Raw genomic sequence first — 11,986 nt, forward strand, 5'->3', positions numbered from 1 at the left:
AAACACCCTTAAATGAAAAAAACTAGAACAAGCATTTAGGCTTGCACTAATTTGAATGGATTTTTACCCATCACCTTTGGCAGAATCCTACAAGCTTCCAGTAGGTAGTAAGTAGAGAAGGTAGTAGATTTGTCTAGAAAGCGGCTGTTTCCCATTTACTGTTAAAGAGAATGAGGGGGATTCGTTTGGAGTGGATTTCGGAGAAGAGCAATTCGGGGATACTCCCTTGGGTAAGGGACTGACCTCAATCGTAAGTTGAAGCACGAAAGGGCTTTGCCGATAGCAATCTATGAGAAGGGAGGGGAGCTATCTGCGTCAATTTGGCTCCATGAGCATAAAAATCATAAGGTGTACTTTGAAAAAAAAATTTCAAAAACCTTGACAGACTAGTTGTAAAAGTGAATGATTAGATTATATGAAAAAGATTTTTCTTAGGGGGAGGGGTTTAATATAAATGCGTCTAATGATGAATTTTCTAGATTAATAAGAGATCGATATAATCACTTAACTGAAACTCAGCGGAAGGTGGCAGATTTCTTCTTGAAGAAAGAAGATGCCGCGGCATTTCTTACTATTGATCGTTTGGCTGCAGAAGCGGGGGTAAGTGCTGCATCCATCACTCGTTTTGCTACTGAAATTGGATTTTCAGGTTACCCTGATTTGCAAAAAGCCTTGCGGTTGAATTTACAACAACGTTTAAATCCAACTCAGCGACTTCAATCCAGTATGGGGATTGAGGACAATAGTTTATTTTCGCGCTCCTTCCAAAAAGACATGGAGAATATCAACGAAGCTATTAAGCTCAATCCTACTCCTATGTTAGAAAGCGTTGTGCAGCTTTTGCTTCGGGCACAAAATGTTTACATCGTTGCTTATCGAAGTTCTTACTCGCTTGCTTCCTATTTTTATGTCATCCTTGAGCAAATCTTGGGCAATGTCAATCTAGTGAATAACCTTGAGAATATGAAAGCGGAAACCTTGCTGCGTATGACAAAAAGAGATGTCCTCATCAGTATTAGCTTCCCAAGATATAATCAGCAAACGCTGGATTTTACGAAGTTGGCGTATGATCGCGGCGTAAAAATCCTTCCGATTTCCGATAGCCTATCAGCACCCCTTATCCAGTATTCGGATGTTTACTTAATCAGTCCGTTTGAAAGCATGAGTTTCTATAATTCCTATGTTCCTGTTATGTCCTTAATCAACGCTCTTAGCACTGAACTTGCAGCAGCTCTTAAGGAGGAAGTGAAGGAAAGATTAACGCTCATTGACCAAATGAGCGATACCGTATACTATCCGTTGACTGGTCACGGACAATCCTAATTAACGAAAGAACAATGCAAGTTATGCATTGTTCTTTTATTTTTTTGAAACAAAATTTTCAAAACATATTGCCAATTAATACTATTTAGGTGTATAGTCTTAATAATAAGAAAATTTATTTTCATAAATTGCTTAATGTGAATATTTTTTTTCAAAGGGGTGGAAGGACAAATGAGTAAACTAGGCTTTCGTATTAATTCAAGTGAGACTCCAAGGGATCAAGCTCTTGTTTCGTCTCTAAAGGAATTTCCAACTTGTAACCTTGCTGATGTAATGGGGAGATTTCATGTGATGGACCCAGGAATTCAACCTGTAGATCGACAGATGAAGCTAGCTGGCCATGCAGTCACTGTACAATGTCGACCAGGAGATAACCTCATGCTTCACAAGGCTCTTGAGGTGGCAAAGCCAGGGGATATCCTCGTTGTGAATACAAATGGCAATACAACGAGCGCTGTATTTGGTGAACTGATGTGTCGAACTGCGATGGGGGCTAAACTTGGTGGCATTGTCGTAGATGGTGCCGTTCGAGATGTACTTGCATTGTCGGAACAGGGCTTCCCTACTTTTTCACGCTCAGTTTGTGCAAGCGGCTGTGATAAGGATGGTCCAGGCGAGATTAATTATTCCATCGCATCTGGAGGTGTATCGGTTCAGCCGGGAGATATCATTGTTGGAGATGCAGATGGGGTAGTTGTTATTCCTCTAGCAGAGGCGAAAACCGTTCTGGAAAAAGTTCGAGTACATATGGCAAATGAACATAAACGTATTGAAGAAATTAATTCCGGAGTTCTATTTAAACCAGAGATCAACGAAATCCTAGCAGCGAAAGGGGTTAAATAAATTGCTTGGTGCACAAGACCTTCTTCTGATGACACCAGGGCCAACCAAAATACCGCCATCTGTACAGAAGGCGAGTGGCCAGGCGACGATGCATCATCGAAGTAAACCTTTTGCCATCATGCTTGGGGAGTTACTAGAAGGATTAAAGCCATTCTTTGGAACCTCTCAGCCGATCTTACCTGTCCATACGACAGGAAGAGGAGCGATGGAAGCGGCGATTACCAACCTTTTTTCTCAAGGGGATCCGATCTTATCCATTTGCAACGGGAAATTTGGAGGATTTTTTGCCGAGATTGGGGAGCGATACGGGTGTCAGGTGACAAGAGCTTTTGCTAGCTGGGAAGAAGAGGTTGAATTATCGCAACTGGTGAAGTTGATCGATAGCATCCCTGATCTAAAAGCGATAACAGTCGTTCACTCGGATACATCTTCCGGTATTCTGAATCCGATTGAGCAAATTGCGGCTCTAACAAAGAAGAGGGATATTCTGCTTATTGTTGATGGAATCAGTTCGATTGGCAGTGTTCCCTTCGAGTTTGACAAGTGGGGAGTCGATGTCGCGATAACAGCCTCACAAAAGGGTCTGATGAGTTTTCCAGGATTAGCTTTTGTAGTTCTAAACGATAAGGCTTGGAAGGCAGAGCAAACGAGTACGCTACCTAAGTTTTATACGGAATTTAAAGAGATCTTGAAAAGTGTTACGAAACCCAAACCGGATACTCCAGGGACCACTCCAGTTTCTTTGGTAGCAGCTGTTCATGAGGCGGTCAAACTCCTTACCTTAGAGGGGAAAGAGAATGTTTTTAAACGAATGGAAAGTAACGGTGCCTATCTCCGCCAAGAAATGAATCAGTTGGGATTTCAGACATACCCCCCAAATTTAATAGAGTACTCCCCAACAGTGTCGATGTTTAAGGTGCCAGAAGGCTATACATCCAATGATATTCAATCCTTCTTACAGCAACATCATGGGATTTTTATAGCAAAAGGTTTAGGTAACTACAAAGATGGATTTATTCGAATTGGTCATATGGGAGATATTCGTTTAAGTGACATTGAGCGTACGATTGCTGCCGTGAAGGATGGTTTAACTAGGGAGGGCTAACATTAATGTCTGGCAAAACGATGATAGAAAAAATATTAAGTAAACACGCAGGTATCGATGCACGTGCCGGGGATATTGTTATCTGTGAAGTAGATGCGGTGATGGGAACAGATGGGTCAACGCCCATGGCTATTGATTACTTCCATGAAATGCAAGGTCATAAGGTTTTGAATCCCGAAAAGGTGGTATTCTTTGCAGATCATTACTCTCCTGCACCGAATCAAAAAACGGCTGAGCTTCATCAAAAGATGAAAAGGTTTTCAGAACAACATGGTTGTCAATATTATCCTACCGGCGAAGGGATTGGCAATCAAGTGATGATGGAAAAAGGGTTTGTACACCCTGGAGATATCGTACTCGGTGCGGATTCTCATTCCTGCACCTTCGGGGCGCTGAACGCATTTGCTTGTGGGATTGGTTCATCTGACCTTGCAATTATTATGATCTCAGGAAAGATTTGGTTAAAAGTACCCGAAACGATCAAAGTTGAGATCATCGGTAAGATGCCAAGTGATCTTACGGCTAAAGATATTGCCATTGCATTAACCAGAGAGATTGGAGCAGACGGAGCAAGTTATCAGACCATTGAATTTCATGGGAATGTGATTGAGGAAATGACCATGGAATCCCGATTTGTTCTCTCGAACATTGTTGCGGAGATGGGAGCAAAGGGCGGTTTAATGAGGGCGGATCAAACCACTTATCAATGGTTGAGCAAGCGAGGAATTGAACATGGAGAGTCTGTAGATTCTGATCTGGATGCCAGCTATAGCCGAGTTGTTACCTTGGATGTATCGAAACTAAGCCCTCAAGTAGCTCTCCCCCATGCGGTAGATTATAGCGTACCAATCGAAGAGATTCAGGAGACAAAGGTAGATATGGTGTTTATCGGGACATGTACGAATGGACGGATGGAAGATTTCCGAGAAGTCGCAGAAATTCTGCGAGATCAGGAACTCGCCCCTGGAGTACAACTTCTTATTATCCCTGCATCGCGTGAGGTGTTCCTCCAAGCGATGGAGGAAGGGCTGATCCAGCTGTTCATGCAAAAAGGAGCGACCATCGGTACACCGGGATGCGGACCTTGCTGCGGTACAGGTAACGGTGTTCCCGCAAATGGAGAAAATATTGTATCGACAGCTAATCGGAATTTTATAGGTCGGATGGGGAACCCGCTGGCAAATATCTATCTTGCTTCACCGGCCGTAGCAATCACTGCTGCGATTAAAGGAAAGATCGCACATCCCAGAGAGGTAGGTGGATCCCATGAAGTTCGAGGGTAAGGTTCATATCGTTGGTGACGATATCAATACGGACTATATCATCTCCTCGCGGAGAAAGAGGGACTCTCTTGATGCTCATTACTTGAAGCAATTCTTCATGGAGGATATCGACTCCACATTGCATCAGCGCATAAAAGACGGAGATATCCTAGTCTCCGGGAAAAATTTTGGTTGTGGTTCCGCTATGGAAGTGGCGGCGACAGTCATCCAAGCCCTAGGAGTTCGGGTCATCATCGCACCATCTTTTGCCCGTAGTTTCTTCCGAAATGGAATAAATAATGGACTCCTTCTGATTGAAGCAGACACGACTCAAATTCAAGCTGATGACGTGGTCGAAGTACAGCTAGGAGAAGATCTAACTCATGTCTACGTAAGGAGTCGAAATGTTCATTTAACCAGTAAGCCATTGCCTACTGTCATGCAAAATATATTCAATGCAGGTGGGATTGTTCCTTACTTCATCAAGAATAATGGGACATTCATTACCTAACGAAAGGGGGGGGTATCTTGTCACAACATCACGCAAAGAGCGGAGGAGCAGAAGAACGAAAGAAGAAAATAAGCAGAAGGCCGTTGAAGGGAAACTTGGCAAAAGCAGTTACGGTTGTAGCCGTGCTGTTTGGAGTCTTTCATCTGCTGTTAGCAACAGGTTTTATCATGCTTTCGCCCATGGAAGTAAGAACGACCCACTTAGCTTTCGCTCTTGTTTTAGGTTTTATGTTAGTCCCTGCGTTCAGGAGTTCGCCGATTGACCGGCCAAGTTGGTTTGACTGGGGATGGGTGGGCCTTACGATGGTATCAAATGCCTACATGTTCTTTCGTTTCGATCAACTGGTATTACTGGGTGGTCGACATACGGAAGTGGATATCTTGATGGGTGGGTTGACGTTGGTTGTTCTCTTGGAAGGGGCACGTCGAAGTGTTTCCTCTGGATTAGTTGTTCTGGCTGTACTTGCCTTACTTTTCGCCTACTTTGGCAGAAGTATGCCTGAGCCGTTTCTTCATACTGGATTCTCAGCGGAAAGAATCATTCAGCATCTGTATATGACCGGAGAAGGAATATACGGATTTATCCTTGGGGTTTCGTCCACCACCATTGTGACGTTTATTATTTTTGGCGCTTTCTTGCAAGCTGTTGGAGTATCGGAGTTTTTCAATGATCTTGCCAATACGATTGCAGGTAAGAGTCGTGGAGGTCCTGCTAAGATTGCCACGATCTCGAGTTCCTTGATGGGGACGGTGAGTGGGGATACGTCAGGGAATGTCGCAACGACCGGTACCTTTACCATCCCATTGATGAAAAAAGTAGGGTACAAACCTTATTTTGCAGGCGCCATTGAATGTGCAGCTTCAGCTGGTGGGCAATTAATGCCTCCTGTGATGGGGGCAACAGCCTTTATTATCGCGGATACGTTAGGTATTCCTTATATCGAAATAGCTGTTGCGGCGATTTTACCGGCGATTCTCTACTATGTCGGGGTATTCGCTACCATTCACTTCCGAGCGTTATCTCAAGGGTTAAAAGGAATGGAAGATTCCATGGTACCTAAATTTAAAGAAGTTGTTCCAAAAGCTTACTTAGTCCTTCCAGTTGTAGGAATTGTCTACCTGTTATTAAAGGAATATGATCCGGTATACTCCGCCTTTTGGGGTGGGATCGTCTTTACCGTGATTTTAAGCTTCTTTAAGAAAGAGACGCGAATGACATGGCATAAAACAGTGGAAATTTTAGAACAGGCCGCACGCACCACGATGGGTGTGGCGATAGCTTGCGCTGTGGTGGGGATCGTTGTAGGAGTAGCTTCTCTTTCGGGTGTAACGATCACCGTTGCGGATTCCGTTCTGCAGCTTACGGGTGGTATGTTGTTGCCCACGCTTTTGCTAACGATGGTTGTAGCCATGATTATGGGAATGGGTCTTCCCACAACAGCGTGCTATGTTCTCACAAGTATTAGTGCGGCTCCCATCTTAACGATGTTAGGCGTGCCGATGCTCACGGCTCACTTGTTCGTTCTGTACTATGGGGTCTTATCTGCTTTAACTCCACCGGTAGCGACGGGAGCTTATACGGCAGCAGGTCTAGCAGGAGCGGAACCTACGAAAGTGGGTTTAGCCTCTCTTCGTGTCGCGTTAGCAGGATTCGTGGTTCCCTTCTTGTTTATCTATCATCCAAGTCTCTTATTGGGGCAGGAATATAGTTTTTCTGAGGCGATTGTTCCATTTATCTTTAGTGCTTCTGGTATTATCTTCATCGCTGCAGGGATCGAAGGTCACTTTAAATGGAAGATCAACTGGATAGGCAGACTCTTGCTCGTCTCAAGTGGAATCTTGTTGGTTTTCCCAGAAATGATTACAAGTCTCATAGGATTTGCCTTGGCAGCAGCTGCATTAATTCCGATTACCAAATTAGGCAAGAATTATTCAGACGATTTACCGATGACAAAATCATCTTAATCAATGTTAAGAATAATCATTTTTAAGGAGGAAAGAGGAATGAAGAGAAGTCTTACTTTTTTGCTTGCTGTCTTGTTGGTATTAGGTTTAACTGCATGTGGTTCTAGTTCCACCACTCCAACTACGGCACCCGAAACTAAAGGTGAGGAATCAAAACCATCTGCAGAAACCGCGCAGCAACAAGCTCCGAAATCGGATGAAAAGGTTTTTATCAGAATTGGAACAGCAAGCTTAGGGGGCAACTTTTTCCCTATGGGTACCGCGTTAGCATTAGCATTTGAAGAGACAATAGATAACGTAAAAGCCACTGGTCAAGCCACCGGTGGATCCTCTTTCAATCTGACTGCGCTGGATAAAAAGGAACTAGAGGTAGGCTTGTCACAAAGTGTTGCTGTTGCTTCTGCTATCAATGGAACAGGATCGTTTGAGGGTGCCCCTCTAGATTCTATTGCCACGATTGCAAACTACCATCCAACACCAAGTCATATCATCATCAGAAAAAAAGCGAACGTTAAGAGCTTTGAAGATCTAAAAGGAAAAAGTCTGGAAATGTTAGCCATCGGTGACGGAAACGAAGCAAACGCAAAGAAACTATTAGAAGCGTTGGGGATAGGCTGGGATGAAATCAAACCAGTTTATAGCGGAAATCGTGTGCAAGCCGCATCTGCTTTAAAAACGGGGAAGGTGGATGGAATTATTGATGCAGCAGGTCTAGGTAGTTCATGGCTCGTCGACGTACTCGGAGATGGAGAGGATTTTGATTTTATCGCTTTAACTGACGAAGAGATTGCGAAGGTCACCGCTAAGTATCCAGAGTTCTCGAAGATGAATATCCCAGCTGCCACGTACAAAGGCCAAGATCAAGAAATCCAAGCCGTAGCCAACTGGACAACAATTAATGTTCGTAAAGACATGGACGAAGAACTAGCCTACCAAATAACAAAAGCAATTTTTGTCAACCTTGACCTATTAAAAGAAAGACATGATTACTTTAAATCGATGAGCTTAGAGACCGCGCCACATGATGTTGTAGCTCCGTTACATCCAGGGGCGGAAAAGTACTATAAGGAAGTTGGGGCGCTGAAATAACAGTTTTACAGTCAACACCTCACTAGGATAACTAGTGAGGTGTTTGCTATGTTCTCGATTAAATATCCCGTAGATAAAAGCCCTACCTAACCTTCATCCGCCTCTCCAAATGATTTAAATTAACTCCTTTCTTCTCTAGAATGCTTCGACTCGATTTGCCTCAAGATTGTACTTGTAAAACAGACGCTTTCCTTCACTCTCTACTTCAAAAATGAACCGATCCCCGTCCCACCAATGGGAATAGCTTTTTATGATGTTGGCATGAAGCAACCTGTCCGCTGGTTCTACTTTCATCTTTGTATCCAAATCGTATAGTAATGAATGAGACCGTCCCCCTTGCATCGTGTCGTCTTCATGCAGGTCTAGTGCAAGCCGCTTGCCTGATGGATCCATAGTCGAAAGAGAGACGAACAAGGTCTCGCCTTCCGTTGCCTTCCATTCATCTAGCAGGGTAAAGGTCTGGTCATTGCCGTTAAAGCTCAGCAATCTCACCGCGAAAGGATCCTGATCAGGGTCTGTTTTCTGCAGGGTAAAGATCGTTGTATTCGATGGTTCATGGTAAGCGATATTACCAATCCGATCATTCCCTTTAAAAAGCCATGGCTGCGGAATATCTTTGATTTCAAATAGGGTGCTTTGCTTATTATCCCGAAGGAGTTTAACCGAATGGCCATCTAGAGCGTCGATCTCCATACGACTTACATCCTTAATTTTATGAATGATAAATCCATTTTCATTAGGAGATAGGTAATACCTTGATTTTTGAATTTGGTAGTAAGGGGTTGCGGTATCGCTCCAGTAGACTTCCGCGTCCACATACTCGTAATCCCCTTCCATGCCGGTTGATACCACGTTAAAGCCAACACAGCGAGGATTGGAAAACGTCAGGTACGGTGGAGGAGTTTTCATCAAGCTTTTGGCAAAATCATCATCTCGCAGTACAAGGGCTTGAATAAATCTCTTTACCGTTGCTTCAGCCGACATTTTATCGTTCGTTAACTCTATCCTCATGATTCGGCCATCCATCGGACCCTCAAGCCCGTTCTTTTCCTTGATCACGAACAGGCCATTGTTATCCGAGCTCCAAGACACATCCGTATAGCTAAACAATCCAAGGTAGGCTAAACCGTCTTGCGTTGGTGTGGGCTTAAAAGGAATCTCTGCCGAATACTCATTTTGCGGTATATTAAAGGTCACCTGTTTTTTGTTTAGAAAGTCAAGGTCGGCTACCCAGATATTATCAATGAAAGAACCGGTGTTGGTGGTTTCCTTAGATTTCTTGGACTCTGATTTGACGTAGCTCACATATCTCTTATCTGGAGAAACAGCGGGGGAATGCCCATGATCCACAATCATTTCCGAACCGTCCGCGAGATCTCTTAAGAGAATGTTCCCATCTCTCTCCAAGATCATCCTGCCCTTACTGGCCAGGAAAGGATAATCCCCGTTAGTGACTTTATTTAAATGGAGATCCCCCATGTCCATTTGGTAAATTTCAGACCGGTCACCCGTTTTCTTTACAAAAAATATCTTATTTTCATTGATCCAAGAGGGATTATCGTATCGAACAGCTGGAAGCTTCCCTTCTAATAACACCGTCTTTTTCCCCGTTTCGATATGATACAAGGTCAGGCTGCCCTCGCTGGTAAAAAGAAGCTGTTTCCCGTCCTCACTTAGTTTCATGTGCTGCGCTTCGCCATCCAAAACCTTCTGAAACCCTTTGTCGTTATAGGCAAATACTCCTTTTCCAGCAACAGGAACATAAACCGTGCCAGCATGCTCGGCTACCCCTGTTGCACCGCTGCCGATATCAACAAAGGATATCTGGTTTGAGATCTTGAGGGAAGAAGCATCGGCGAGCTCTGAAAACGGGCTTAAGGTAAGGGAACTTACCAATGTGATGGCGATGAGTGCAGCTGTTGCTCCGAAAAAGGAGAGCTTCGCCATCCAGCGTTTCTTCCTTCGATGAACGAAAGAAGTTCGTAAGGTCTGCTTTAATTCCAGATTGACCTCAAGCTCTTGCTTTAGGCGTCGAAAACCATCATCCAGCTGTTGATCATTCATAAGAGGCTCCCTCCAAGCAATGCTTTACAAATAACCCTATTTTCTTGATCATCCGAGAAGCTTTCATTTTGACGGCAGATTCGGACTTTCCGATAATGGAGCCGATTTCCTTGTATTTCATCTCAGAGAAATAATGCAAATTCACGATTTCTAGTTCTTCTTTGTCTAAGGATTTTAGGGATTTCTTCAAACACTGAAGATCATCCTGCTTCTCTAGTGCCTCTTCAAAAAGGACGGGATAGCTAAAGCCATCAAGGTCTTCCCCAACTGCCAGATCCTTCTTTTTTCGGTAATGATCAATGACGGTGTTGCGAGCTATGGTCATCAGCCAAGCCTTGGCATTGGCATGCTGAAGCCGATTAAACCGCTCAAAGGCTTTTCGGAAAATTTCGCTGACAAGATCATCAGCGTCCCACTTATTTCCTACCTTAAATAACACATAACGGTATACATCCTCGTACGATTGATCATATAGATCCATAAAATCATCCTTCAATAAGCCCACCTCTACACCTATCTAAAGGAAAAGTGTCGGGTTACGAGATCTTTTACCTTTATCAGCATTTCTTGAAATTCTGCATACTCCAGTTGGCTTGGATTACTCGCAAACGGATTTTCGGATGCTTTAACTAAGGTATATACCTTTCCATTCTTCTCCCCAAGGTACGTATGCATGCCTGTTTCTTGTCCCCAATCCACCCAATCTTGAACGGACATCCGTTCAATACTCATAAGTCCCGTCACCTTTGCGGGATCCTGTGGGGTGTATAGAAAGTCAGTTCTAGCTCCATCCTGACTTTTTTCCATACGGAGCTTTCCCTTCCAATCCGATGGCAAGGGAAGCCGGAAATCCATCTCCTCATAAACATAAGGACTCGTCAGGTAGGGGGTGCGAGCACTAATCGAGGTATCCTTATCCAATTCAATGCGAGTGATCACCCATTTATTTTCTCTTAATTCCAACGTAATCCTGGCACGTTCCGTGTTTCGTACTTGCGTGGAATCTGTTACTTCAAATGATATCAAAAACTCAGATTTTTGATCACTGATTTTCTTTTGCTCTTTAATAGAGAAGTCTTGAATCCAAGGACTTGATACTCCAGTCACCCAATTTAATTGCTCCATCTCGAGAAGATATGGATCTCTTAGCTCTTTCGACAGGAGAGCATATTGGACAGCCCCGTTTCTTTGCTGCAGGGCATGCGACCAGGTCTGAATTACTTCCCGAGGAGCAGTGGGTGTCACTGCCTTTTCTAATAATTCCATTCTTACTTGATCAGGTTGAACCCCTTCAAAAGAAGATGCCATGGCAACCCCTTGCAGACTGGCGAACAACAACGCACTGCAAAACATAAACTTATTGAATTTGAAGAGTTTTTTCATTTGATATTTCCTCCCTATAGTGAACTATTTAAGTATAACGAGAGAGAGTTAGAAAGGTAACAAATGAATTCCAATTCTTTGTTCAAGGTGACTCATTTCATTTCAACACCACTATCGCTTTCACCTTTTAATTTTGGGTACTTATGATTTAACAGGATTATATACTTCAGAAGCTACTATCTCGGCTGACTGCCTTAGGCAGCCCGTCTTATTGCACAATCGATTCCCGTTATTGAAATAAAAAGTGGCAATCAGCCCCATTGATGGGGACAGTTACCACCTAGATTTTGGGTAATTGATCTTTGATTCTCTCTCTTCAGCTTCATTTTGCACTGAACGGGAAGAAAGCATTTCAATTACTCTTTGTTGTTTTGTCTGAAGCGTGGCTAAGTGCTTAGCCCCGATTCTAGTGATTTGTCCAGCTTTCTACCTCCTGGTGGTC

At 43.6% G+C, this 11,986-nt stretch carries 10 protein-coding genes; 7 read left to right on the plus strand and 3 right to left on the minus strand.

What is annotated here, in order from left to right:
- Positions 1-483 precede the first annotated feature (483 nt).
- From EIZ39_RS25860 to EIZ39_RS25890, 7 genes are all read left to right on the plus strand, one after another.
- Complete coding sequence (locus EIZ39_RS25860) at positions 484-1,323, plus strand: MurR/RpiR family transcriptional regulator (RefSeq protein WP_255434061.1); 840 nt, start codon at positions 484-486, stop codon at positions 1,321-1,323.
- A 171-nt stretch (positions 1,324-1,494) separates the two neighbouring features.
- Positions 1,495-2,166, plus strand: a complete 672-nt coding sequence (locus EIZ39_RS25865; protein WP_129204421.1) for an RraA family protein — start codon at positions 1,495-1,497, stop codon at positions 2,164-2,166.
- Position 2,167: 1 nt separating this feature from the next.
- A complete protein-coding gene (locus EIZ39_RS25870) occupies positions 2,168-3,271 on the plus strand; it encodes a pyridoxal-phosphate-dependent aminotransferase family protein (RefSeq protein ID WP_129204423.1) in 1,104 nt (367 codons plus the stop codon).
- 5 nt (positions 3,272-3,276) lie between these two features.
- Positions 3,277-4,554, plus strand: coding sequence for a 3-isopropylmalate dehydratase large subunit (locus EIZ39_RS25875; protein WP_129204425.1), 1,278 nt, complete (start codon positions 3,277-3,279; stop codon positions 4,552-4,554).
- Entirely contained in the window at positions 4,538-5,044 is a 507-nt protein-coding gene (locus EIZ39_RS25880; RefSeq protein WP_129204427.1) for a LeuD/DmdB family oxidoreductase small subunit, read from the plus strand. The genes EIZ39_RS25875 and EIZ39_RS25880 overlap by 17 nt, the downstream gene beginning before the upstream one ends.
- A gap of 17 nt (positions 5,045-5,061) precedes the next feature.
- A complete protein-coding gene (locus EIZ39_RS25885; RefSeq protein ID WP_164985354.1) occupies positions 5,062-7,008 on the plus strand; it encodes a TRAP transporter permease in 1,947 nt (648 codons plus the stop codon).
- Between the two features lie 39 nt (positions 7,009-7,047).
- Positions 7,048-8,097: a TAXI family TRAP transporter solute-binding subunit gene (locus tag EIZ39_RS25890; protein WP_164985355.1), complete on the plus strand. Its 1,050-nt coding sequence runs from the start codon at positions 7,048-7,050 to the stop codon at positions 8,095-8,097.
- 135 nt (positions 8,098-8,232) lie between these two features.
- Here EIZ39_RS25890 and EIZ39_RS25895 read toward each other — a convergent pair whose 3' ends face one another.
- The 3 genes from EIZ39_RS25895 to EIZ39_RS25905 are packed head-to-tail and all read right to left on the minus strand — an operon-like array spanning position 8,233 to position 11,544.
- The gene (locus EIZ39_RS25895; protein ID WP_129204433.1) at positions 8,233-10,161 is read right to left on the minus strand and encodes a TolB family protein; all 1,929 of its coding nucleotides are present in this window, start codon (positions 10,159-10,161) and stop codon (positions 8,233-8,235) included.
- Entirely contained in the window at positions 10,154-10,657 is a 504-nt protein-coding gene (locus tag EIZ39_RS25900; RefSeq protein WP_129204435.1) for an RNA polymerase sigma factor, read from the minus strand. The genes EIZ39_RS25895 and EIZ39_RS25900 overlap by 8 nt, the downstream gene beginning before the upstream one ends.
- A 17-nt stretch (positions 10,658-10,674) precedes the next feature.
- Positions 10,675-11,544 (minus strand): hypothetical protein, encoded by an 870-nt coding sequence (locus EIZ39_RS25905; RefSeq protein WP_129204437.1) that lies wholly within the window; start codon positions 11,542-11,544, stop codon positions 10,675-10,677.
- Positions 11,545-11,986: the final 442 nt, after the last annotated feature.

This window comes from Ammoniphilus sp. CFH 90114 (genome assembly GCF_004123195.1).
Classification (GTDB): Bacteria; Bacillota; Bacilli; order Aneurinibacillales; family RAOX-1; genus YIM-78166.